Origin of the sequence: Corynebacterium drakensteinense (assembly GCF_041224285.1) — a bacterium.
Classification (GTDB): Bacteria; Actinomycetota; Actinomycetes; order Mycobacteriales; family Mycobacteriaceae; genus Corynebacterium.
This window is the reverse complement of sequence record NZ_JAXOFP010000007.1, coordinates 105,747-129,892: the sequence shown is the minus strand read 5'-3', so window position 1 is coordinate 129,892 and position 24,146 is coordinate 105,747. Positions and strand designations below refer to the sequence as shown.

Genomic DNA, 24,146 nt, shown 5'->3' with positions numbered 1-24,146 from the left:
GGAACAGTGACAAACTCATCACCTTCACCAGTGTTGGAATCTTCCCACTTCGGATCAACATCATCCGCACCAAGCTGGAACTCAGGAACATCAACAGACGCACCAGAACCATGCTTGGAACCACCCTTACCAACAGTAAGAGTCTTCGTTTCCTTCGATCCATCAGGATAAGTCAGCTCAACCGAAACCTCAGCAGAATCACCAACCTCAGCATCCGCACCAGGAACGACGGTCACAGAGCCATCTTCTTCCAAACGAACATCCCACGGCTGCGAACCCTTATTCTCCGCATCCGGAGTCAAAGTAACAACAACCTCGGTGTCATGAGGAATACCATCACCGGTATTTGGAACAGTGACAAACTCATCACCTTCACCAGTGTTGGAATCTTCCCACTTCGGATCAACATCATCCGCACCAAGCTGGAACTCAGGAACATCAACAGACGCACCAGAACCATGCTTGGAACCACCCTGTGCAACTTCGAATGTGACAGTCTCTTCAGAGCCATCTGGATAGGAAATACCCACTTCAACCTGGATTAAATCGCCAGGTTGTGCATCAGAGCCCGGTGTAACAGTGAATTCACGGGTCTCTACGTCGAATTCAACCTGCCAGTCATCGTCGCCTTGATTGTCGACGTGCACTGAGACACTGTATTCGAATCCAGTATCTGCTGGAACCGCGTCACCCGTGTTAGGAATTGTGATTGTCGGTGTCTCTGGTTCCAAAGTGGAATCTTTCCACTTCGGATCATATTTTGCAGCATCATCAGATGGAACTTTGAATTCCACCACGCGGACAGGATTACCGTCCGAGTCGGAAACCGTTACTTCAATTTCAGATCCTGGCTTATCGTCTGCACCTGGCGTGTAGTTGATGTTGCCATTCTCGTCCAACGTTGCTTCACCATCACCTTTGGTGACTGAAGGAGTTAGGTCCTGAGTCAGGTCAGGTTTGCTACCGGTGTACGGAACGTTAACAGATCCATTTTCGGATTTCGTTGGCTCACCATTCCACGAATGCGCTATTGGCCGAACTGATACAGATACGGTGTCCTTACCTTTGAGATTGCCATCGGCGTCGGCATACTCAACTGGCAATTCTTCAAGTGCATAATCTGCATCGGGTCCAGCATTTACCTCAACTTTGCCGTTCTGCTTGTTTAGACGAAGCAGAACCCGCTCAGATTCGCCAGCACCCTCGCGGATGATTTCTTCCACACCATTCCAGGAAGGATTTGGATTGGGGACGAATCCGTCGGGCAATTCACCGAATCGGAAGAAGTCGCCATCCTGTTTCTGGATGGTATCTGGAAGGTCAGGCGTTCCAGTTGAGTCACTACGCTTGTAATTGTCCGGTGCAACATGGAGATTCTGCGAGTAACCAAGATCATCAGCTACAGGAGCCGGTGCTGGAGGCTCAGGATCTTTGACTTTTGGATCAACAGTAACTGAAACCTCTACAGTATCTTCAGAGCCGTCTTCGTATCTGACAACTACTGGAACTTTGTACTCACCAGTCTGTACCCCTTCTCCAACGGTTAATTCAACCGAACCGTCGTTTTCATTCACCTCCGCGGTCAGACCATCCGGAAGGTGTGAAAGATCGCCAGGCTTAAAAGTGGTACCGGCAGGCGCAGGATCGGCCTCCGTAGTGTCTGGGGTGTCTACCTTATCGAAAGTTGGCGCCTCGAGAGTTTCAGTTTCACCCTGTTCAACGGTCAACGGCTTGTACGACGGGGTTAGCTCATCTGCGGTGCTCGAATCTGGAGTAGCGGCGGGGGTGAATTCTACCGTCGTCGTATCAACCGAGTTGTCACTGTAGACGACCTTTACCGGCACTTCTACAGGAGTTTGGAGGCTTTCACCTTCTCTAGGCGTCACAGTTACGACACCAGATTGCTCATCAATCTTAACCGTAAGGCCAGCCGGAGCATCTTCGCCCAATTCGAAACGAGTGTTTTCAGGCTTGTCTACGACAGAGTCAGAATCATCCTGAGGATGGAAAATTGGAGCTTCCGACTGCAGTTTCCCCTCACCTGGCTTGGTGTACGAAGGCTCAACTGTGTCATTAAGCTTCTTGTCAGCTGGGATGAATACGACAGTAGATTTATCTTCAGTACCATCATCGTAAGTCACCTTTACTGGAATGCTGACCTGTGTGTTAACAGGGTTCGTCAGGGTAACGACACCAGTATCCGGATCGATTCTAGCGTCTTTTGCACCTTCAGGTAGTTCACCGTCAAATGCGAACTTCGCACCTGCTGGATGAGGGGAATCTGGCCCTCCTTCACGGCGAAAAGTGACTACTTCGTCAGGTTTACCCTCGACATGGAACTGTGGTCGCCCGCTCTCAGTAGCTCCTTTTACAGGCTCGTACTTAAAGGCGTAATGGTTAGTTTGAGCTGCAGGAAGATCGCTCTTCTTGTAAGTTCCCCCTGACAAGCCTGGCAACTCAGAGAAATCGTCGCCCAACTCTTTCTTAGCAGTTTCAAGCAGACTACCCCGTGGTCCTTGGTAAAGCCCATAGTTTGACCCCACCGCAGTTTTCTCAGTACCAAGAACGAAGGCACCCAAACGACCTGCAGAGTTTTTAATATCTGGTGTTGGTTTAATTAATTTCTCAAGAATTTCTGCTTGAGAGTGGCGTTGAATTACAACCTCACCGTTACCAGGCGCTTTTGGTTTTGGCGCACGTCCGATACCTACTACGATTTCCTGCTCGAAATTCCAGATATAGTTTTTCTTTGTTTTAGGGTCAGTCCATCGTGCACGCAATGGAACACGTTCTGTTGTTCCTGCTGTTCGGCTCTGGTGCTGGAGACCAAAGATTACCTGCCCGGTCTCCGGCACCACGTATGGCCATCTCTTAGTGTTACCCGATGCACCTCCATCGGAAATCATCTCAGAGGTGCGTCCCCGCAGTTTTTCAGTGTTACTTTCATCTTCACGAGCTACTCCGTACCAACCAGGCGAGGTAAATTCCCAGTCCAGACGTTGCGGTTCAAATTTGGTGCCCTTTGGGAAAAAAGTTTGAATATCCTTGTATTCCTCGGTGTCAGGCAACGAGAGAATACCTGTGAGACGGACAGTACGCGGCCCTGCCGTTCTTCCCGCCGTTGCAACTTCAACGTTCCGACCAAAACTATTCGCATAATAAGTTGGGGGATTCACCTTCAATGTTTCAACTACACGCGAAGGGGTGGAACCCGGTTGCGCCTGCGCAGCAGCCGTGATCTCTGGGTAGGCAACAGATTGCGCGAATGGTGCAACCAGAGCCACAGAAAGAGCAGCGGCTGCGATGGTGACACCTCTACGGCGCACTGGTTTGTTCGCGGGAACGTTGTGGTTCATGTAATTCCTTCCGGGAATCAGACGAGACCCTTCCTGAGGGTCAGGGAACTTCAAGCCGAGCAAAATGCTTGCTTCAAATAAGCTACAGGGTTTATTCAGGTTTCCTCAAGCTAAATATTGACGAAAGATCCTGGATATCGCCCTTTTCACAGCAGGAATTCAATTTCTATCGAACAACAGCCCCCCCCCACTGCAGTTTTTCATTTCGGGTGTTGAACAACAATCGAACAAAAATTTTTATGAATCTCGTCAAAATTACATTCAGGTAACAACAGGGATTCACTTGCGTTACACTCACGGCGGCTCACGAAACTATCCCAGAAACCCGGATTACGGGTGGGTTAAACGGGTTAAACAACAGGAACCCCGGCTAGGTGCAAAACCAAAATTCCCAGCCGAAACTCCAAAGTTCCGGCTGGGATAATGAGCTGGAGACGAGACTCGAACTCGCAACCGACGCATTACAAGTGCGTTGCGCTACCAATTGCGCCACTCCAGCACCGTGCATCCGCTAATAAGAGCAACAACTAGGCGTCGAAATGACAACTAGCTCGTTGCGCGGGGCACGAGAAACTACTTTAGCCCAGGCGTCGGCAAGAGAAAAACTCCGCTGCAATTGCCACCCGAAAATTCGGCAGAAACCGCAGCAAACACCACCCGAAAAGCATCCAGCCAGAACATGTAAAATCTGCACAGTCACGACTGATCATCCCCAGCAAACGCGCGATATGAGGTAGAGCCACTGTGTCTTGGTTGAACAACCTGAAAACAAACCTGCGGGGCACCGGTGCCAATATTTCCACGGTCGACGCCGCCAAGGCCGCACCGCCACCATCACCACTGGCTCCGGTGGACCTCACCAACCCGGCGCATCTGACCGGAGTCATGGAAATCGCCGCACGCATCGGCGAAATCCTGATCTCCTCCGGCAACTCCAACTCCGACGTGCGCGCACAGATCCACTCCGTGTTAAGCGCCTACGGCTTGTACCAAGCACACGTGGATATCACCACAAAAACCATCACCATCCACGCCAATATCGGCACCATTAATGAGCGCATCCCCGTCAACGTCTTTCGCGTTGCCCCTGACTTGACGGTCGATTTCTCCAAACTCACCGCCGTGGACCGGCTAATCCGCTCCATCCAGAACGGCGCCACGCCACCAGAACGCGCCGAGCAAATCCTCGACGACATCATGGCAGAAACCCCACCGCACTCGCCGCTGATGGTCAACGTCGGCTGGGGCATGCTGGGCGGCGGTGTCTCCGTCATGCTCGGCGGCGACGCCGGAGTGGGAATCCTGGCATTCATCATTTCGTTCGCGATCATGGCGACGAACTCCTGGCTCGGAAAATTCCGCCTTCCGGCGTTTTACCAAAACATGGTCGGCGGGTTCATCGCCACCGTGCCAGCAGCTGGGTTTTATACCTTCGCTGGCAATATCGGCTGGACATTCTCGCCGTCATACCTGATTGCCTCCGGCATCATCGTGCTGGTCGCGGGCTTGACGCTGGTGCAGTGCTTTGTCGATGGCATCACCGGCGCCCCGGTCTCCTCAGCAGCGCGCTTATTCGAAGCCATTCTGATGACCGGCGCGATCGTCGGCGGCGTGGCACTCGGCATCCAGTTCGCCATCCTCGTCGGCTGGCAGCTACCACCACTCGAGCACACCAGCCCACCCAACGCACACGAGATTCCGCTGCGCATCGTACTCGGTGCGCTGGCCTCGGCAGGTTTCGCTTTTGCCTGTCAGGCGCGTCGCTCCGCAGTGGCAGTCGCCGGTGCCACCGCCGGTGCCGGCATGATCTTCTACTACGGCATCATGGTGCCCCTGGGCGCAGGCGTCGTGCTGGCCTCGGGCGTTACCGCAGGCATTATCGGCCTGGCCGGTGGCCTGCTGGCTCGTCGCTATGAAATCCCACCACTGATCGTCGCCGTGTGTGGTTATACCCCGATGCTTCCCGGTTTGATGCTCTACCGCGGCATGTACGCGATGCTCAACGAACAAGCCATCGTCGGTTTTTCCAACGCCGGCGGAGCCATCGCGATCTCCGCTGCCCTGGCCGCAGGCGTGGTCTTCGGCGAGAAGCTCGCACGCAACCTACGTCGCCCCCGCTCCTACCGCGCATATGCGGCCGTACAGCGGGCCGGGCGCTTTTCCTACCGCCAAGCCGTGCGTGCAGCCGCCAAAGGTAGTTCCGCAGCACGACGTATCCCGCGCACCAGCAGCAACCACAAACACGGGCAGGCGTCGGCAAGCACCCCCGAAAACCAGACGCATGACACCGCACAAACCCAGACCTCACGGCGCAAAAGCGACTAAACATAGCGTAGAATGGCGCAGTTGTAGGCAATACGCACCGCACACCCGAAATGACACCGCTCCAGGAGGAAGCACTCCATGCCACCAAAGGTCACTGACAAGCATCCCGACGTAGAGCAAGAAGAGGCAGTCGAGGAGCAAACCGCGTCTGCTGCACGACGCATCGTTGCCACCTACGCCGAAGACTTCATGGATGGCGTGACCCTCATGTCCATGCTGGGTGTCGAGCCAGACGGGCTGGTGCACTCCAAGGTGGCAGCGGAACAGAACCCGCAGCCCGCTGCCGAAGACGACGCAGAGCCAAAGAAAGCCACAAAGAAGGCTTCCAAGAAGGCGTCGAAGAAAGCCACCAAGAAGTCCAGCAAGAAATCGACCAAGAAGACCGCCAAGAAGGCGTCGAAGAAGTCGACCAAGAAGACTGCGAAGAAGTCTGCAAAAAAGACCAGCAAGAAGGCCACCAAAAAATCAACAGCCAAAAAATCGGCTGAATAAACCTGCTGGCTGGGTGGAGTGGTGAATATCAGGCACGATGCTGGCGGGAATGAAGCTGGCGGGCATGATTTCGTGGTGGTCGCCAACCGGCTGCCGGTCGATTTGGTGACTGCCGACGATGGTAGCTCGCAATGGCAGGCCTCGCCCGGCGGATTAGTCTCTGCGCTCTCCCCCATCCTGGAATCACGTCAAGGCTGCTGGGTAGGCTGGCCCGGCGTGGCTGATGCTGCGCCCGAACCATTTCATAACGACGCCGGGGCACTGCTGTACCCGGTCGCCCTGTCGGAATATGACTACACGGCCTTCTACGAAGGCTTTTCCAATGCCACCCTCTGGCCGCTGTATCACGACCTGATCGTCGCACCGACCTACCACCGTGAGTGGTGGACGGCGTATCGCGATGTCAACCGCCGCTTTGCCGAACACGCTGCAGAGATTGCTAGCCCCGGGGCCACAGTGTGGGTACAGGATTACCAGCTGCAGCTCGTTCCCGGAATTTTGCGGCAACTGCGCCCGGATGTGCGCATCGGGTTTTTCGCCCACATCCCCTTCCCCCACCCAGATATCTTCCGGCAGCTGCCGTGGCGCCATGAGATCATCCGCGGTTTGCTCGGTGCCGACGTAGTTGGCTTCCAGCTGGTCTCTGATGCAAATCACTTTCTCGCGCTTCTCGCCGCAGGCTATGGCACCTCAGACCATGATGCATACGGCGGAGTTTCCGGCGCGGTAGCGCAGCAGCAGTTCCTGGCAACCGGAACGGCCAGTCTGCGCGAAATCACCGCGCGCATCGCTACCCCAGATCAGCGCTCCGTGGGTGTGGCAGCGTTTCCGATCTCGCTGGATACGGCCACCCAAGGCAATTTTTCTGCGGATGACGAGCGCGCGATCGCGCAGCTACGCGCTGATTTAGGGAACCCGCAGACGGTGTTTTTGGGTGTGGATCGGCTGGATTACACCAAGGGCATCGTCGAACGTTTACAGGCTTTTGAAGAACTGCTCGAAGCTGGCGCGTTTGCACCGCAGGACGTCTCTTTCGTGCAACTTGCCACGCCCTCGCGCGAGCGCATTGAGCACTACCGCAAGACGCGCTCGGTGGTAGAAGAAACCGTCGGGCGCATTAATGGGCGGTTTTCTACCCTTGGGCATCCGGTGGTGCATTACCAACACACGAGCGTCGCCAAGCGCACTCTGCAGCGCTACTACCGGCTGGCCGACGTCATGGTGGTCACGCCGTTTAAAGATGGCATGAACTTGGTGGCGAAAGAATACGTCGCCTGCCATGACGACGGCTCGGGCGCGTTGGTGCTCTCCGAGTTTGCGGGTGCGGCCGAAGAACTGCAGCAGGCAGTGCTGTGTAATCCGTTCGATCTGGAATCGATCAAGGCGGCGATGGTGTCTGCAGCAACAGGGCTGCGTGATCACCCCGAACGAATGCGCCACCGCATGCAACAGATGCACCGCCACGTGCAAGACTATGATGTTGCGCGGTGGGCGCAGTCTTTCTTATCGAATTTGGATGATTTCGCATGAGGCGCAGGATGGGTACGGCGAGAAAACCGGGCAACGTCGGCAACGTGGGCAAGTTAGGCAAAATGGGCGCAGCTGCCGTGGCGGTGGCAACTACTTTCGGCCTGGCCGCCTGCGCGGATGAATCAACGGGCACGCTGTTAGATTCCACGTGGCAGATCACCCACATTTATTCTTCTCCCGAAGATCCCACCGAAGTACCCGCGCAATTGGCGGGTGTGCCGCGGCTCGGGTTTAGCCAAAACAGCATGGCTGGCTATACCGGTTGCGCCCCGCTGCAAGCGCAGGTGAGCTTTAGCGACGATAGTGGCGCGTCAGTTGCTGCCGGTGATGCGGAATATGTACTGCTCAACGAGGTCATCACCGATGACATCGACACCGAATGCACCGGCACCGCCGCGTGGGTGCACAGCCACATCGCAGATCTGTTGCAATCGGGCAAGCGTTTTGCCATTGATTTCGATGCGCGCGGCGAGCTGGTGCTCAGGCTTGACGACGGCCACCCGGTCAATTCGCCGGCGCTGCGCATGTTTCGGCTCTAGCGGTCAGCTTTTAGCTTTAACGATCAGCCTTCGGTTCTCACAGTCAGCCACTGCCCCGCTAAAATTCGGGGACATGAGCACGGTGAATCTACTCAACCATCCCGATTACGTGGCCGCTGCGCAATGCCCGCGGCTTCTGGTGGTCTCTGATTTTGATGGCACTCTGGCCGGTTTCGCACCCGACCCCTATGCGGTAACCGCCCACCCGGATTCTTTGCGGGCCCTGCGGAATCTCGCAGAATTGCCCGGCACCACGGTGGGCGTATTATCCGGCCGTCACGTCGCTGGTTTGCAGCGGGTATGCCCGTTGCACAAGCCGGTGCTGATGGTTGGTTCGCATGGCGCGGAAGATCGCGATGGCCCCACGGTGGCACTGAATACTGCGCAACAAAATTTCCTAGACACCGTCGGGGGCCAGCTGGAACAGCTTGCTGCTCATCATCCCGGCACCTATGTGGAAAACAAACCCTTCCAGCGTGTCTTCCACGTCGCGTATCTCGCAGAAGACGACCCGGTGGCTGCACAAGAAGTGCTAGCGCAGGCTCGGGGTGTTGCTGCAGATGGGTACCCGGTGACCCCGGGGAAGAACCTCGTGGAGTTTTCTGCCCTGACTATCACAAAAGGCACCTGGCTGCAGCAACAAAAACAACGCTTACAGGCAGATGCCGTGGTATTTTTCGGCGACGATGCCACCGACGAAAACGCCTTCGCCGTCCTCGGCCCCGGCGATGTGGGGGTCAAGGTGGGCGAAGGCGATACGTGTGCGGGCCACCGGGTCGCAGATATTGACGAGGTGGCGAACGTATTGCAGGACCTGGTGGCCCGGCGGCAGCGCTAATGCACTAGCGCTGGGAGCTAATTAGTGCTCGTCCCAGTGGCCATCGTGGGCTGCGTGGCGGTGGCCATCGTGGATGTAATCCACGTGGTCATCGTGAGGGACGGCAACGTGGCCGCAGTTTGGGCCATGCTCGTGCTCGTGAGATTCGTGCGGCTGGTGCTCGTTGGTCTCGCACTCATCCCAGTGGCCGTCGTGCTCGCGGTGCAGGTGGCCGTCGTGCACGTAGTCCACGTGATCTTCGTGTGGAACGGCAACGTGACCGCAGTTTGGGCCGTGCTGGTGGGTGTGCTCTTCGTGGATTGCGTGAGTCATTTTTCTGACATCCTTTCCGCCTCGTTTTCAGTACATTTTCATTAAACATCATTGTCACTGAATTTTCAACAACTAGAAGTTAATGAAAATGACACCGTTTACGGCTTAAGCATGACCTTGATAGCTTCACGACGGTCCATAGCCGCATAACCTGCGGCAGCGTCGTCCAGCGACAGAGTTTTATCGAAAACATCACCCGGTGTGATCTTGCCCGCATAGATCAATTCAACCAATTCCGGCAGGTACTTCCGCACTGGAGCCGGGCCGCCTTCCAGCGAAACTTGCGAGAAGAACAACTCCTGGCCATCGAGTTCCACCCCGTGGCTGACACCAACGAAGCCCACGTTGCCGCCGCGGCGGGTAGCGCCAACGGCTTGCTTCATCGAACCATCCGTGCCCACGGCCTCGACACAACCGTGCAGACCCACACCGCCGGTCAGCTCTTTGACCTTCTCGACGAATTCTTCACCACGCTCGGCAATGATGTCCGTGGCACCAAATTTCTTCGCCAGCTCCTGACGGGTTTCATGCCGGGAAGAGACCACGATGCGCTCCGCGCCCATCTGCTTGGCAGCCAAGACCGCGGACAGGCCGACGGCACCGTCGCCGACCACGCCAATAATCTTGCCTTCACCAGCACCGGCAACATCGGCTCCATACCAGCCGGTACCCAGCACATCCGAGGCAGCCAGAACGTGACGCAACTGATCTTCATTTGGTTCGGCGGGCAATTTCACCAGGGTGCCGTCGGCAAGCGGGATACGAACATACTCAGCCTGGGTGCCCACGCCACCCATAAATTCCCGGTTTAAGCAGCCAGAGGGGTAACCCGCCTGACAGATTTCGCATTTACCGCAGCTAGCAACGAAAGAACCGACAACCCAGTCGCCAACCTGAATATCCTGGACATCCGCACCGATTTCGGTAACTTGGCCAACGTATTCGTGGCCCATGCGAGCACCTGGGTCCACCTCTTCGTCACTGCGGTAAGGCCACAGATCCGAACCGCATACGCAAGCTGCCGCAACTTTAATAACGGCATCGGTAGGTTTTTCTAGTTGCGCAGCAGCGACATTTTCAACACGGATATCGCCGGCGGCATGGATGGTCACAGCGCGCATGTGTGTGCACTCTCCTAGTCATGATTGGGTTTCTGCTTTGTGCAGAATCCCGATTCTAAGAAGCAGAGGGCACTGGGGCTGGGTGCAATTTTCAATAAGAAATTATGAGAGGCGAACAGGCAGTTGACACGGCAACTTTATGCAGTCTGCTACGCGCAGACGCTTAGCTGCGGGCAAACTTTTTCTGCCAAGCCGTGTCGAATTCCGGCAATGTCCAACCGATTGGTTCCGGCATCCCGTATTCGTCGACAAGTACACGGAGCGCCTCATCCGGGCAATCCCTTACCGCTGCAGCCAGCTGTGTTCTGCGCCAGTTTTCACGCGCTGTACGTAGGTGTTGCTGCCATTTACCGTTGTCAACATCAAGCTTGAACTCCAGGCGCAGCATGCAACAAATTGTTTGAATCATTATTTGAATCTGGGTACTTGTCAGTCACGGCCAACCAACCACCTTAATTCACGAATATCCTGCCAAACGGCAGCTTCTTTTGGTGACAGGTCGTACGCGCACGCCCTTTCTTCAAACCTTTCAATACCGCCTTCAACGCTTTCTTCAAGCAGCTTGAGCTTTTCCAAAGCTTCCTCAGGTTCATACCAAACGAGTGGTGCAACCATCATTTCCTCCTTTCCATCATGTCGATATTCTGCCTTCTACCGCTCACATAACTACAGATTCTGCGCAATTTCCATAGCACACGCGTTCTAATTATGCGGCGGAGCCACCGTGGAACCGGCGTGCAAAGAAGTACCCAAAATTCTGTGCAAAGGCGTGTTATCCGGTTCGTCGATAAGCTTGCGCAGCATCTGCCCCGCCGCAGCCCCCTTGGCCTTGTTCGGCTGGATGATCGTCGTCAAGCCAGCATGCAAAGCCTCAGAAATACCATCGAAGCCAGTCACAGAAAGCTGTTCCGGAACCGAAATCCCGCGCTCCCGGGCCTCATTTAACACCGCCAAAGCCATAGAATCCGTGGTACAGACAATCGCGGTCAGTTCTGGGTGCTTATCCAGCATCTCTCGGGCGGCACTGCGCGCATTCTCGGCGTCGTTAATGTGGCGGGTAATCACTGGGATCTGCGCGGGATCCAGCCCGGCGCGCCGACATTCATCCAATACACCGGATACACGCCCGCGCTGCACGTGCATGTCTGCGGCTGGAATATCGGCGGCAGCCACTGCCCCATCAACACGCTGCTGGAATAAACGAATCGCAAGCACACCGATGCGCCGGTGGCCAGCCTCCAACACGGCGCGGGCGGCCGGGCGGATCGCGGCGTCGTCGTCAATGCCCACAAACGGTGCGCCAGAATCCGTCGGCTGGTCACACACCACCACCGGCAACCCACGCGCGCGGGCAGCCCGCAAATAGGGATCGTTCGCGGCCACCGAATAGATAATGAAGCCGTCCACCCCGGCCTGGTTCACTGCTGTGGTGGCTGCGGTAGTGGTGGCGTCGGCAAGCGTGTCCGGGCCCGCGGGAATCAACGTCAGCGAAAAATCGGTGCCATGGGTGGATTCGGCGATGCCTGCCAAAAAATCCACCGAGGCCATATCCTCGAAGGCATAGGAAAGATGTTCAGTCAGCACCACACCCCAGGAACCAGCATGTTTGGTGCGCAACGAGCGCGCCGTCGGGTCCGGCCCCGGGTATCCCCGGGCTTTGGCGGCGGCCATGATGCGCTCACGGGTGGCGGCAGAAAGCTGATCCGGGCGATTATAGGCGTTGGAAACCGTCGTTCGGGATACGCCAAGGTCGGCGGCAATCGATGCCAAAGTTCCTTTGCTGAGCCCAGCCCGTGATCGCGGTGCCATGCGGGCGATTCTACCGGGCTTGGGCCAGGCCATTGTTCGCGACCTTAACGACGAGCGAGCACTCCAGTTTTTGCGGCCCGCTACTGGCCAGGAAGACGCCGTCAAGCTGCTTATTTTCACTACATTTTCAATTGACAACTGTTTTCAGCATGACCATAGTGTTAACTATGATCACGAAACGTCGAGGAATCTTTACCGCAACCGCCACCGCCGCCATGATGTTCCTGGCAGCCTGCTCATCGGGAGAAACAGAAGGCACCGCCACGTCGACAAGCAACGGCGACGGGGCCGCCAACGGCGAAGGCACCCTGGAAATCGTTGCCTCGACCTCCATCTGGGGCGATATCACCGAAGCCGTGATCAATGACGAGTCCGTGGCAAACGTCCGCGCCATTATCCAAGGCAATGACGTTGACCCGCACCACTTCGAACCCACCGCGGCAGATCTGGCGCGCGCCAACGAAGCTGACATCGTCGTGGCCGGTGGCGGCGGATATGACGCCTGGCTCTACGAGCCGCTTGACGACGAGATCGTCATCCACGCGCTGCCGCTGACCCCACACGAGCACGGCGCCCCCGGCGAAATCCCCGAAGGCACCGACGCGCACGCACAGTACTACGGCGACAACGACACCTTTGATGTCGCGAACAACGAACACGTGTGGTTCGACACCAAAGCGTTGTCGAACGTCGCCAATGGCGTCGCCGACCGCATTAAAGAAACTCACCCGGATGCCCCGGTGAAAGTCGATGAACTCAACGCGGAACTCGACGAGCTCGCAGAGCGCATCAAAGCATTGCCGGCGGTTTCTGTCGCACAGACCGAGCCAATCGCCGACTATATTCTCACCCACACCAAGATGGATGAGATCACCCCAGATTCCTACCGGCACACCACGCTGAACCACAACGACGCTGCCGCCGCGGACCTGGCTTCGTTTTTGAGCCTTATCGAAAACGACCAGCTGGACATGCTGATCTACAACCCGCAGACCGAAACGGATCTGACCAAGCGCATCCGTGATGCTGCCGAAGAACACGATCTGCCGGTAGTCGCCATTGGCGAGACCCCACCGGATGACCAGAACTTCCTGGAATACTTCCACTCCGTGGTTGATGATCTAGAAGCTGCCGCACAGAAAGCCAGTGAGTAACCTTCATGCCCGTCACATTTACCTCGGCAGGAGTGGAACCACTCTGGGAAGACCTGGACCTGCAGGTAAAACCCGGTGAATTCATCGCCATTTTGGGCCCTAACGGTTCCGGCAAATCGACGCTGCTGAACACAATCCTGGGCACCCGCACGCTGACCTCCGGTTCCGTGCGCGTCGACGGGCGCATCGGCTACATCCCGCAACAGCACATGTTTGATAAGCACCTGCCGGTTCGAGCACGCGACTTGGTCTCACTGTCTCTCGGCCACGGGGTGTTTTCGGGGCGTCGGCCGAGCAAACACGCCGTCGACGAGGCACTGGCCTACGTCGGCGCCGAAGGCATCGCGGACCGTTCCGTCGGCACGCTTTCCGGTGGTCAACAGCAGCTGATCCGCCAGGCCCAAGCCTTTGGCACGGACCCGGACGTGGTGCTTGCCGACGAACCCCTGCTCTCGCTGGATATGGCCCGCGAGCACGATACCGTCGCCCGGCTGCACGAGCACCGCGCGGCGGTCCTGTTTGTCACCCACGGCATCAACCCGATCCTTGATGTCGTCGACCGCGTGCTGTACCTAGCACCGCGCGGCCATGTGTTGGGAACCATCGACGAAGTTATGCAAACCCAGGTGCTCAGCGAGCTGTACGGCACGCATATAGAAGTAGCAACCGTCAACGGGAAGCTGGTGGTGGTCTAGTGAGTTATTGGGAAGATACCACCTATTTGCTCTCGGTGGGCTTTGTGCAGCAGGCGCTGATTGCCTCTGCCCTGCTGGGGGTTTTATCCGGTGTGATCACCAGTTTGATCGTGCTGCGGCACATGTCGTTTTCCGTGCACGCGACCTCGGAGCTGGCACTGATGGGTGCGGCAGCCGCGTTGTTGTTCGGCATCAATATCGGCTTCGGCGCGATTATCGGATCGATTACCGCGGCGGTGATCCTGGCGGTACTCGGGCTGCGGGGTAACCAGGATTCGGCGATCGGCGTCGTCATGAGTTTCGGCCTGGGCCTATCCGTGCTGTTCATCCACCTCTACCCGGGCAATACGACGACGGCGATGTCGCTGCTGACCGGGCAGATCGTCGGTGTCTCCGGCGCATCGACGTGGATGCTGGCGGCAACGACAGTACTAATTACCGTGCTGATCATCGTGTTGTGGCGCCCACTGTTGTTTGCCTCCGTAGACCCGTTGATGGCACAGGCAGCTGGGGTTCCGGTGCGTGGGCTGGCCGTGTTGTTCGCGGTGATGGTGGGTTTGACCGCCGCGCAGTCCGTGCAGATCGTCGGTGCCCTGCTGGTGATGGCTCTGCTGATTACCCCAGGTGCTGCCGCGGTACAGGTGACGTCGTCGCCGGTGAAGGCCGTGCTGTTAGCGGTGGTTTTCGCAGAGATTTCCGCCGTGGGTGGTTTGGTTGCCTCCCTGGCTCCCGGCCTGCCGGTCTCGGTGTTCGTGACCTCGATTTCTTTCGTGATTTATCTGGTGTGCCGCATTATTGGCAACCTGCGTAGCCGCAAGACCTCCCGCGATGAGGTTGCCTATGCCCGCCGCATGAAAGCACTTGGCGCGGGAAACGATGCCACTGCGAATCCGCACCACCACGTCGCCCACGATGCTGGCGGCGAAGGAAAAGATCACCGGCGCTGAGCTCGCGGAACGGGCTCGGCGCGGGTAACGAGCAATAAAAAACACAAAACCGGGGCTTGCAGCCTGCCAGCTGGTGCTGGTGGTGGCTGCAAGCCCCGGTTGTCATTTCCGGAAAGTTATCGCCTAGGGCGTAGTAGTTACCGTTACCGGTTACGGCAAATTTTTACTTCTTACCGTTATCCCACTGGTTATCGGTACTCCACTGGGTGGTTTCTGCGTTGGCATCTACACCATCAGCGGTGGAGTTGTGACCAGCATCGCTATCGAAGTTCGGGGTAGAAAAGTCTTGGTCGTCAGAGTATTCCTGCCCGGAGCTCTGGCCGTAATTCTGGGCGGAGTTCTGGCCGGAGAAGTTCTCACCGCCAAAGTTCTGCTCAGCACCGAAGTTCTGCTCAGCGCCGGCAACGCCGGAGCCAGCAACGCCAGCACCGGCAAAACCAGCGCCAGCGCCAACAGACTGCTGGTTAGCAGCGGCTTCTTTTTCATCCTTGCGCTTACGGAACGGTGCGATAAACAGGTGATCCAGCGAGACCCGACCAGCACCGGCAGCAGCCAGCGCCAGACCTGCGGCGCCGATTACGGCGACAAACTCCCAGCCGCCGTCGGAAACAAAGATGCCGGAATCGCGGTGCGCAAACCACGCAGCACCGGCCATCTGCACGAACAGTACTGGGCCGACCAGGCGCACCAGCAGGCCAAGAATCAGGGCTGCGCCACCACCAATTTCAAACCAGGTAGCAATCTGTGCGGAAATCTCTGGGGAAGGCACACCCATTTCCTGGAAGGAGCTTGCGGTACCATCAATGGTCCACTCATTAAGCTTCTGCCAGCCGTGTGCGATGAGCACGCCACCCAGAATGATGCGGGCGATGAGCAGGAAAATATCTCTGATGACAGTCATATCACCAGTCTAACCGGTTAGTGGCCATGTCACCTATTCGCCTGGGCGAATGTCTCCACAGATGATGCGCCGGGATCGCCTATGTCCCCTTAACGTTAAGCACCTGCCGCAGTTCCGTGACCACCTCTACGAGATCTGCGGCATCAGCCATCACCTGGTCAATCGGCTTATACGCGTCCGGAATTTCATCCACCCATTGCTCACCTGGCCGGTACACGATATCGCCCATGCGACTCGCCAAATCTTCCGCGGTGTACTGCTTCTTTGCTTGCCGACGCGACATCACTCGCCCCGCCCCGTGCGGCGCAGAGTTCAGGCCCGCAGCGTTACCGCGACCGCACACAACATATGATCGCGCGCCCATCGAACCGGGAATCAACCCAAACTTGCCGACGCTGGCATCAATCGCACCCTTGCGGGTAAGCCACACGGACTCATCATTGATGGTCACCTTTTCGGTGTAGTTATGGTGGCAGTTCACGCGTTCCACCTCGGTATCTGCACTATCTGCAGGCACTTCCATGGAAATACGCCCGTCGTCATGCGCCTGGCGCATCATACGGGCCAACTGGTCAACGAAGCGATCCATCATCTCATCGCGGTTCAGCCGTGCAAACCGTTGCGCCCAAGCGAGTTCCCGCAGGTAAGTATCGAAGGACTCAGTCCCCTCACGCAGGTAGGCATGATCCTTTTCTGCAAGCTCAACACCCGCTTCTGCGATTTCTCGCGTCGCGATCTTAATGTGCTTTTGCGCGATCTTGTTCCCCACCCCGCGCGAACCCGAGTGCAGGAAACACCAGACATTATTATCGCCATCCAGGCACAACTCGATGAAGTGGTTGCCACCACCCAAGCTGCCTAGCTGCTCGCGCCACTTCGGGGAATGCGACAGGTCGACGTCGTCACGCTCGGCTAATTCCTCGAGTTCTTGAATACGAGCCTTGGTGTGCTCGCGGTGGATCTTCTTATTGTAATTTCCCGGCGAAAGCGGAATGGAACGCTCAACCTCATCCCGCAGCTGCTCCAGGGAAATCTGCGCAATATCGTCGGCAGTAAAAATGGTGCGCACTGCAGCCATTCCACAACCAATATCTACCCCGACAGCAGCCGGAATCACAGCCCCGACAGTGGGAATAACCGTGCCGATGGCTGTGCCCTTGCCGCTGTGTGCGTCGGGCATCAACGCGATATGTGGAGAAACAAAATCCAGCCGCCCCAACCCAGCGGCTTGGTCTGCGGTGTTCTGATCAATAATGCTGGCCCACGATAAAACCCGTGGGGCAAGTTCTATTGGCTTATGTGTCATGCTCACGAGCGTAGCAGTCAGGTAGCACACTATTCGAACATGTATGCGATTATATCTGGCGGTACCGTTCTTCGATACTTACATATACCGTTATTTTTGCAACTTTCTACGCTTTAATAAAATTCTGACACTTCGATAATTACCTATATGGTAATATTTGCAACATGAAGATGGGTGAAGCGATTGAATTGACAGCAGATTTAGCAACCCAACAATGGGGCCTGTTCACTTCAGCTCAAGCTCGTGCAAAGGGAATCGATGCGGTCACCCTCAACCGATTGGTCAATAAATCTTTACTCACCAGGATCCGACATGGAATTTACGCTTTTGCCGCTACGCTATGGACACCAGAACTTGATGTTCGAGTTCAATGGTTAGCGCTCGACCCTGCGACCATGGCTATTGACAGAATCGATGGCAACGACAATACCGCAGTAGTCTCCCATGAAACCGCGGCGAGCCTTTATGGAATTGGCGACCTACAAAACGAAAAAATCAACTTTACAACGAAAAAGCGACGTCAGACTAAGCAACCAGAGGTCATCTTCCATACTGCTGCATTAGCCGATACAGACATCACTTACCTTGATGGCCTCCCCATCACCACAATCCCAAGAACAGTTCGTGATTTGCTGGCATCCGGCCATGAACCAGGTCATGTCACTGACATCATCACTGCTGCTTTACAAGATGGACTAGTCAGCAGGGAAGATCTCAGCACTGAGCTTGCCGAGATTGCAACTTCACTTGGGGCTAGAGAAAACACCACCGTGGCACTACGAGCCCGTCTCAATGAACTTGTTCCCCTCCCTGCCGGAGAAGATCCTGTTGTGCAAGCAGTTCTAGACACACTGGAAAAAATTTCGGATTCAGCAATTGCCGCTGCACTCAACAAACTAAAACCCCTTGAGTTTTCTCCTGATATAAGGAAAAACCTTCAGCATTCGACTTCCCCGCGAACCCTCAGCGCATCGGAGCCTAACGGAAATGAATAATTCAAAGCTTCGAAATACCCATACCCAAATCACCGCAGGTTTACGTCAGCTGGCCAAAGACGAAGGTAAAAATCCAAACCATGTTTACAACAGGTTCTTTCGAGAAATCTTCCTCGCAGAACTGATGGCTATCGATGATGGCTGGGTCATAAAAGGAGGAACGAATCTCAACTGCATTCTTCCCGGCGCACGCCATACCAAAGATTTAGACTTATACCGCCAACAAAATCCAACTGGATACCTCGAAGCATCCAAAAATTTAGTGGCTCGCATGAATGGAACACGTGTCGGACCTTATGAATTTAAAGTAGAACATGCCAGACAACCGCAAAACAACGATGGTATTGAAAATATTCCTCTAAGAATCACCACCCGAATCGGCACGAGGAAATTTTTGGAATTCTGGATTGATGTTTCCGGCGACCTACAAGTTCCGCCGGTCACCTCAACCACAACCGTGAAGAGATCTGATAACCTCAACATCCCATTCGCGCCACAGACTTTCCAAATATTGTCATACCCAGTAGAAAACCAACTAGCTGACAAAATTTGCGCCATGTACGAAATGCACGAAGGTCGTGCATCAACGCGCTTTCGCGATCTCTACGACATCACTTTAATCGCACTCAATCTTGAAGTTGATTCTGAAGAACTTGCCCTCGCATTAAAAACTCAACAGCAAGTGCGAAATATGCGGTTACCCTTACGCTTTTCTCATCCGGGTAATGAATGGCCCCTTCGTTACCCGAGATTTATTAAACAACTCGGAATCGCTAATGAGGAAGTCTATGACATGAAAGCCTCATTAGAAATTGCCGAACAGTTATTTCTTCCAATACTATCTGACCAATTACCGCTCCACCCAATGACCTGGTCTCCAAATGAAAGAAGGTGGAAACAATGAACCGGCAAATGGCCATACAAGACAAGGCGGCAACATGCCTGCCGCCTCTGTCAAATCAGGCTAAACCAGACGAGCTAGCCGACGCGGCGCTGGCGCGCGAACTCACTCAAGACGGCACCGGCTGCCACCGACGCGTTCAGTGATTCCACCCAGCCCACGGTCGGAATCGACATCAGCACATCGCAGTTTTCGCGCACCAGCCGGGAAATACCCTTGCCTTCCGAGCCAACAACGACAACCACAGGATCGGTGCCGCCGTCGTAAGTATCCAAAGTGTGCTCGCCACCGGCTTCCAGCCCGACGACCTGGTAGCCGTTCTTCTGGAATTCTTTCACCGTCCGCGTCAGGTTCGTCGCCCGCGCGACCGGCAACTGTGCGGCGGTACCAGCAGAAGTACGCCAAGCAACAGCCGTGACCGAGGCCGAACGACGCTCCGGAATAATCACGCCGTGGCCACCGAAACCAGCGGTCGAACGGATAATCGCGCCGAGGTTTCGCGGGTCAGTGATGTTATCCAGAATGACGAACATGCCGGTCTCATTGCGCTGCTGCACATCAGAGATCAAGTCTTCTACCGTGGCATATTTAAACGGCGGAATCTGCAAACCAATGCCCTGGTGCATGCCGTTTCCGGTTTTGACATCCATCTCGTGGCGCGGCAATTCCGTAATCGGAATGCCACGGCTATTCGCCATCTGCACCGCCTGCGTGAGGCGCTCATCCGAACCGGTACCCGCAACCACGAACAACATGCTCGCTGGAACTTTGGCGTTCAGGCATTCCACCACCGGGTTACGGCCGACGACCAGCTCCGTCGTCGCCTCATGCTTGCCCGAGTTGGAACGCTCACGCTTGTTTTTCGCCTTGTGCTTCGCGTGATAGACGCGGTCTTCCGCCTTCGGAGTCGGGCCTTTGCCCGCCAGACCACGGCGACGCACCGCGCCGGAGCCTTTGGTGGCGCCCTTTTTGTTGGTCTTGCGGATTCCCGCGCCGCCCCTACCGTGGGTACGTGCCATAACTATTCACTATCCTTGCTCTAAAAATCTAAAATTCTGTATTCCCAGCACGACGTTGCATAATGCTAGCGCAGTTACGCTAATCCAGTTTGCGCCAACGCAGCACTACGCTGCGCAGGCTAGCGCAGTTTCCACTCCGCGCCATCCGGGGTGTCAATCACTTCGATCCCAGCGGCGCTCAAGCGGTCACGCACACCGTCGGCAGTTGCGAAGTCTTTGTCTTTCCGCGCAGCCGCCCGCAGCGCGAGTTCGTGTTCTATCAAACTAGCAAGAGCCTGCTGCACACCACTATCCGCAGATTGCGCGGCGCTACCCGACCACTGCTCATCCAACGGGTCGATACCCAAAATCGCAGTCATCGACCGCACCAGCGAAGCTAAAGCAACGGCCTTGGTGGCAGCTTTTTCGGCCAACGCATTATTGCCAGCTTTCACCGTCGTGTGAATCACCGCAAGTGCCCGCGGAACTGCGAAATCATCATCTAACGCCGCAACAAATTTCTTCCAGTGCGCGCGCACTTCAGCAGCATCATCGCCCGTCGGCAAGCAATCGTCGGCAAGCTCACCACCCACGATGCCAAGCTTGTCGACGTCTGTACCCGCCAGCTTCGACGCCCGCGCCACGAAATCCTCAATCCGGCGGTAGCCCGCGGCGGCCTCATGCACGGAAGGTTCCGAGTATTCCAAAACGCTGCGGTAATGCGCGCTGCCCAGGTAATAGCGCAGCTCCACCGGGCGGACCTTTTCCAGCAACGCATCAATATCAAGCACGTTGCCCAGCGATTTCGACATCTTCTCGCCGGCCATCGTCACCCAGTGATTGTGCATCCAGTAGCGGGCGAAACCATCGCCGGCAGCGTTCGACTGCGCGATCTCGTTTTCATGGTGCGGGAACTGCAAATCCAACCCGCCACAATGCACGTCGAATTCCGCGCCCAAGTAATACGTCGCCATCGCCGAACACTCCAGGTGCCAACCAGGGCGGCCATCACCCCACGGCGTAGGCCACGACGGTTCACCGGGTTTCGCGGCCTTCCACAACGCGAAGTCAAGGGGGTTTTTCTTTGCGGAATTTTCCGCCTCGCCTTGCTCCATATCTTCTGGGCGGTTGCCGGAAAGGTGGCCGTAATCCGAACCTTCTGCTTGTAGCCACGCGGCGACATCGAAATACACCGAACCGTCGACTGCATAGGCAAAGCCGTTATCCAGCAGGCGCTGCATATAGGCGACCATTTGCGTCACGTGCCCGGTGGCACGTGGCTCGACGCTCGGCGGCATCACGCCGAGGGACTGATAAGCGCGGGTAAATTCGCGTTCGTGGGTGGAGACCCATTCCCACCAGGGGCGCGAGTGGGCTGCGGCTTTGGTGAGGATTTTGTCGTCAATATCGGTCACGTTGCGCACGAATGCGACGTCATAACCTTTAGCCAGAAACCAGCGGCGCACAATATCGAACGCCACCCCAGAGCGCAGATGGCCGATGTGTGGTTTCGCCTGCGGGGTCGCCCCACACAGGTAGATCGAAACCTGACCTTCGCGCAGGGGTTGAAAATCGTGGGTCTGGCGCGTCGCGGTGTCAAAAATCCGTAAGCTCACAACCCACTAGTCTACGCACTGCCGCGCGCACTAGTTAGCGCGCCATACCACCGCGTTCGCGATTGCCGCGCGGCCTTCCTCGCGGCCGGTAAAACCCAGGTGATCCGTCGTCGTCGCTGATACCGAAACTGGTGCGCCGAGCAGCTCAGATAAGACTTGCTGGGCTTCTTCACGGCGCGGACTGAATTTCGGAGTCTGCCCGATCAGCTGCACCGCGACGTTGCCGATCTGGAAGTCATTGTCATCGAGAAGCTCGCGGACCTCGCGCAAAAGCTGCGCCCCGGACACGTTGGCATATTCTGGCCTGCCGACGCCAACGAATGAACCGAGATCACCCAGGCCAGACGCAGACAACAAAGCATCGACCATCGCGTGCGAGACGACGTCGCCATCGGAGTGCCCTTCGCAGCCATCGACGCCGTCGAAAAGCAGCCCGGCGATCCAGCACGGTTTACCGGCCTCGATTTGGTGGGCGTCGCTCGCAATGCCCACACGCGGGACGGGCATCGCAGCGGGTTGAGATTGCTGTGGCTGCGCAGTGGTTTGCTGCGGTTGCGCGCTGGATTGCGCGGAGTCCGGGTGCTGCGCGCTGGATTGCGCGGAGTCCGGGCGCGATGCCGCGGGCGCTTCCGCGCTTTCACGCAGATACGCCTGCGCCAGCAGCAGATCTTTGGGGGTGGTGATTTTCAGAGCGCGCTCATCGCCAGCCACGCAGATGACTGGCACGCCCTGCCATTCCAGCAACGAAGCATCATCGGTCGGGACGAAGCTTGTGGCTCCGGCTTCTTTTTCTGCTTGTACTCTGGCGAAATACGTCTCGTTGGCGGACAGCAGCGCGCTATACCGAAAGCCTTGTGGGGTTTGTGCGGCCCGCAATTCGCTGCGGTCCACGGTCTTGCCGACGCGCAGCTCGCCGCCGGGCTTGCCGTCGTGGTCGCCAGCAGGTTCGCCGCTAGCGCTGCTTGCAACAGTTTTGATGGTATCGACCACTGGCACCACCGGAATTACTCCGGCAGCGCCCTCGCGCACCGCGGCGATCACGCGAGTGATCATCTCGGGCGGAGTCAGCGCGCGAGCAGCATCGTGAACTAAAACCACCGGGTCGGCAGCACGAGCGCCGATTAGATCCGCCGCGGGTACCGAAATGGCTTCCAATCCGGCCATCACGGAATCGACGCGTTCACCACGTCCCGGCACCAAGCGCAGTTTCGGGATGCTCGCGTTGGTGCCAACTCCAACGCCGGTACTACCAGCAGAGCGTTCCGCGCAGCCTTCACAGCGTTCGAGCACTGCGGCGGCGTCGTCAAGCTTGTCTGGGGCAGCCACGACGATGATCTCGTCGACAAGCCCGGTTGCCTGCAGCGAGTTAATCGTGCGCTCGAGCAGGGTCTTCCCAGCAAGTTCGACGAATGCTTTCGGTTTTTCGGCGCCTAAACGATGACCCTGCCCGGCAGCAGCCACGATGGCGATTACTGGGGCAGGGTTAGCAGACACAGCGGGATTAATCTTCGTCATCGAAGCTGAGGTCGTCCAAGTCAACATCGACCTTGGTGTCTACCTCCGGGCCGGAAGTGCCGGTCAGACCAGCTGCGCGGTGGCGCTCGATGGTGGCATCGACTTCGGCGAGCATCTTATCGGCCTTGGCATCATCGACGGGCCCAGCCAGCGCGAGTTCACCCACCAGGATCTGGCGCGCTTTGACCAGCATGCGCTTTTCACCTGCGGAAAGGCCGCGGTCTTGATCACGTCGCCACAAATCGCGTACGACTTCAGCTACCTGGTTAATATCACCGGATGCCAGGCGCTCCTGATTGGCTTTGTAACGCCGCGACCAATTGCCGGCTTCTTCCACGTCGGTTTCGCGCAGCACAGAAAAGACCTTCTCCAGGCCTTCCTTGCCAACGACATCGCGCACACCGACGCGCTCGACGTTTTTCGATGGCACGCGGACAACCAGGTCAGATTGGTTGATGGAAAGCACGACGTATTCAAGCGTCTCCCCGCCCATCTCGCGCGTTTCAATGGCTTCGACCTTCGCCGCGCCGTGGTGCGGGTAGACAACAACCTCGCCGACCTTGATTTCCATTCCCACTCCTCGCTTAACAGGCAGACTTCAATCCGTCAGTTTAACACGGCAGGCATGCTTGACGACGAGCGGGATCGCGAATCGCACACCCAGAACGGGCCGCACGAGAACGTTTCAGCCTGACTAAATCCGCCAACCACAGCGAGCGTCGACAAGCACCCATAAAAAGTTTGCCCCCGAATGTCCCGCCGGGTGATGCGAAGGAAACCAGAAACTGTGTGCAAC

General features: G+C 56.7%; 22 protein-coding genes, 1 tRNA gene and 1 pseudogene. 10 read left to right on the top strand and 14 right to left on the bottom strand.

What is annotated here, in order from left to right:
• Both U1140_RS05880 and U1140_RS05875 read right to left on the bottom strand, forming a co-directional pair.
• Window positions 1-3,356 (bottom strand): Rib/alpha-like domain-containing protein (locus U1140_RS05880; RefSeq protein ID WP_369846602.1); only part of this gene is annotated, 3,356 nt, incomplete at its 3' end.
• Window positions 3,357-3,782: 426 nt separating this feature from the next.
• A tRNA-Thr gene (locus U1140_RS05875) sits at window positions 3,783-3,855 on the bottom strand.
• A gap of 245 nt (window positions 3,856-4,100) precedes the next feature.
• On the opposite strand from U1140_RS05875, the gene thrE reads away from it, so the two are divergent.
• From thrE to otsB, 5 genes are all read left to right on the top strand, one after another.
• The gene (thrE, locus tag U1140_RS05870; RefSeq protein ID WP_369846601.1) at window positions 4,101-5,681 is read left to right on the top strand and encodes a threonine/serine exporter ThrE; all 1,581 of its coding nucleotides are present in this window, start codon (window positions 4,101-4,103) and stop codon (window positions 5,679-5,681) included.
• Window positions 5,682-5,759: 78 nt separating this feature from the next.
• Window positions 5,760-6,173, top strand: coding sequence for a histone (locus U1140_RS05865; protein WP_369846600.1), 414 nt, complete (start codon window positions 5,760-5,762; stop codon window positions 6,171-6,173).
• A 21-nt stretch (window positions 6,174-6,194) separates the two neighbouring features.
• Window positions 6,195-7,703 (top strand): alpha,alpha-trehalose-phosphate synthase (UDP-forming), encoded by a 1,509-nt coding sequence (locus U1140_RS05860; protein ID WP_369846599.1) that lies wholly within the window; start codon window positions 6,195-6,197, stop codon window positions 7,701-7,703.
• Window positions 7,700-8,242, top strand: a complete 543-nt coding sequence (locus U1140_RS05855) for a hypothetical protein (protein WP_369846598.1) — start codon at window positions 7,700-7,702, stop codon at window positions 8,240-8,242. Before U1140_RS05860 ends, U1140_RS05855 begins: the two co-directional genes overlap by 4 nt.
• Before the next feature lie 73 nt (window positions 8,243-8,315).
• Window positions 8,316-9,080 (top strand): trehalose-phosphatase, encoded by a 765-nt coding sequence (otsB, locus tag U1140_RS05850; RefSeq protein WP_369846597.1) that lies wholly within the window; start codon window positions 8,316-8,318, stop codon window positions 9,078-9,080.
• A gap of 21 nt (window positions 9,081-9,101) precedes the next feature.
• Here the strand turns inward: otsB and U1140_RS05845 are convergent, their stop codons facing one another.
• The 5 genes from U1140_RS05845 to U1140_RS05825 all read right to left on the bottom strand — a co-directional run bounded on the left by U1140_RS05845 (window position 9,102) and on the right by U1140_RS05825 (window position 12,322).
• Complete coding sequence (locus U1140_RS05845) at window positions 9,102-9,392, bottom strand: hypothetical protein (RefSeq protein WP_369846596.1); 291 nt, start codon at window positions 9,390-9,392, stop codon at window positions 9,102-9,104.
• A gap of 98 nt (window positions 9,393-9,490) precedes the next feature.
• On the bottom strand, window positions 9,491-10,513 hold the full coding sequence (locus tag U1140_RS05840) for a zinc-binding dehydrogenase (protein ID WP_369846595.1): 1,023 nt from the start codon (window positions 10,511-10,513) through the stop codon (window positions 9,491-9,493).
• A 163-nt stretch (window positions 10,514-10,676) separates the two neighbouring features.
• On the bottom strand, window positions 10,677-10,922 hold the full coding sequence (locus U1140_RS05835) for a hypothetical protein (protein ID WP_369846594.1): 246 nt from the start codon (window positions 10,920-10,922) through the stop codon (window positions 10,677-10,679).
• Between the two features lie 20 nt (window positions 10,923-10,942).
• The gene (locus U1140_RS05830; protein ID WP_147578715.1) at window positions 10,943-11,131 is read right to left on the bottom strand and encodes a hypothetical protein; all 189 of its coding nucleotides are present in this window, start codon (window positions 11,129-11,131) and stop codon (window positions 10,943-10,945) included.
• 84 nt (window positions 11,132-11,215) lie between these two features.
• Complete coding sequence (locus U1140_RS05825) at window positions 11,216-12,322, bottom strand: LacI family DNA-binding transcriptional regulator (protein WP_369846593.1); 1,107 nt, start codon at window positions 12,320-12,322, stop codon at window positions 11,216-11,218.
• A 167-nt stretch (window positions 12,323-12,489) separates the two neighbouring features.
• Between U1140_RS05825 and U1140_RS05820 the strand changes: the two genes are divergently transcribed.
• The 3 genes from U1140_RS05820 to U1140_RS05810 are packed head-to-tail and all read left to right on the top strand — an operon-like array spanning window position 12,490 to window position 15,118.
• Complete coding sequence (locus tag U1140_RS05820; protein ID WP_369846592.1) at window positions 12,490-13,476, top strand: metal ABC transporter solute-binding protein, Zn/Mn family; 987 nt, start codon at window positions 12,490-12,492, stop codon at window positions 13,474-13,476.
• Between the two features lie 5 nt (window positions 13,477-13,481).
• On the top strand, window positions 13,482-14,171 hold the full coding sequence (locus tag U1140_RS05815) for a metal ABC transporter ATP-binding protein (RefSeq protein WP_369846591.1): 690 nt from the start codon (window positions 13,482-13,484) through the stop codon (window positions 14,169-14,171).
• Entirely contained in the window at window positions 14,171-15,118 is a 948-nt protein-coding gene (locus U1140_RS05810) for a metal ABC transporter permease (RefSeq protein ID WP_369846590.1), read from the top strand. Before U1140_RS05815 ends, U1140_RS05810 begins: the two co-directional genes overlap by 1 nt.
• Before the next feature lie 163 nt (window positions 15,119-15,281).
• Here the strand turns inward: U1140_RS05810 and U1140_RS05805 are convergent, their stop codons facing one another.
• Together U1140_RS05805 and U1140_RS05800 are read right to left on the bottom strand one after the other, a co-directional pair.
• The gene (locus U1140_RS05805; RefSeq protein WP_369846589.1) at window positions 15,282-16,019 is read right to left on the bottom strand and encodes a DoxX family protein; all 738 of its coding nucleotides are present in this window, start codon (window positions 16,017-16,019) and stop codon (window positions 15,282-15,284) included.
• Window positions 16,020-16,098: 79 nt separating this feature from the next.
• Entirely contained in the window at window positions 16,099-17,325 is a 1,227-nt protein-coding gene (locus U1140_RS05800; RefSeq protein ID WP_369846588.1) for an RtcB family protein, read from the bottom strand.
• A 164-nt stretch (window positions 17,326-17,489) separates the two neighbouring features.
• Between U1140_RS05800 and U1140_RS05795 the strand changes: the two genes are divergently transcribed.
• Window positions 17,490-18,320 carry a type IV toxin-antitoxin system AbiEi family antitoxin domain-containing protein gene (locus tag U1140_RS05795; RefSeq protein ID WP_369846587.1) on the top strand — a complete coding sequence of 277 codons (831 nt, stop codon included), beginning with the start codon at window positions 17,490-17,492 and terminating at the stop codon, window positions 18,318-18,320.
• Window positions 18,313-19,224, top strand: a complete 912-nt coding sequence (locus tag U1140_RS05790; RefSeq protein WP_369846586.1) for a nucleotidyl transferase AbiEii/AbiGii toxin family protein — start codon at window positions 18,313-18,315, stop codon at window positions 19,222-19,224. The genes U1140_RS05795 and U1140_RS05790 overlap by 8 nt, the downstream gene beginning before the upstream one ends.
• 74 nt (window positions 19,225-19,298) lie before the next feature.
• On the opposite strand, the gene rlmB is transcribed toward U1140_RS05790, so the two are convergent.
• The 5 genes and pseudogenes from rlmB to U1140_RS05765 form a co-directional block, all read right to left on the bottom strand.
• A complete protein-coding gene (rlmB, locus tag U1140_RS05785) occupies window positions 19,299-20,240 on the bottom strand; it encodes a 23S rRNA (guanosine(2251)-2'-O)-methyltransferase RlmB (protein WP_369846585.1) in 942 nt (313 codons plus the stop codon).
• 119 nt (window positions 20,241-20,359) lie between these two features.
• A complete protein-coding gene (cysS, locus tag U1140_RS05780; RefSeq protein WP_369846584.1) occupies window positions 20,360-21,835 on the bottom strand; it encodes a cysteine--tRNA ligase in 1,476 nt (491 codons plus the stop codon).
• A 30-nt stretch (window positions 21,836-21,865) separates the two neighbouring features.
• On the bottom strand, window positions 21,866-22,342 hold the full coding sequence (gene ispF / locus U1140_RS05775) for a 2-C-methyl-D-erythritol 2,4-cyclodiphosphate synthase (protein ID WP_306515119.1): 477 nt from the start codon (window positions 22,340-22,342) through the stop codon (window positions 21,866-21,868).
• Between the two features lie 192 nt (window positions 22,343-22,534).
• Window positions 22,535-23,350: pseudogene (locus U1140_RS05770) on the bottom strand (IspD/TarI family cytidylyltransferase); the annotation flags it as partial.
• Entirely contained in the window at window positions 23,337-23,921 is a 585-nt protein-coding gene (locus tag U1140_RS05765) for a CarD family transcriptional regulator (protein WP_369846583.1), read from the bottom strand. The pseudogene U1140_RS05770 and the gene U1140_RS05765, both read right to left, overlap by 14 nt.
• Window positions 23,922-24,146 lie beyond the last annotated feature (225 nt).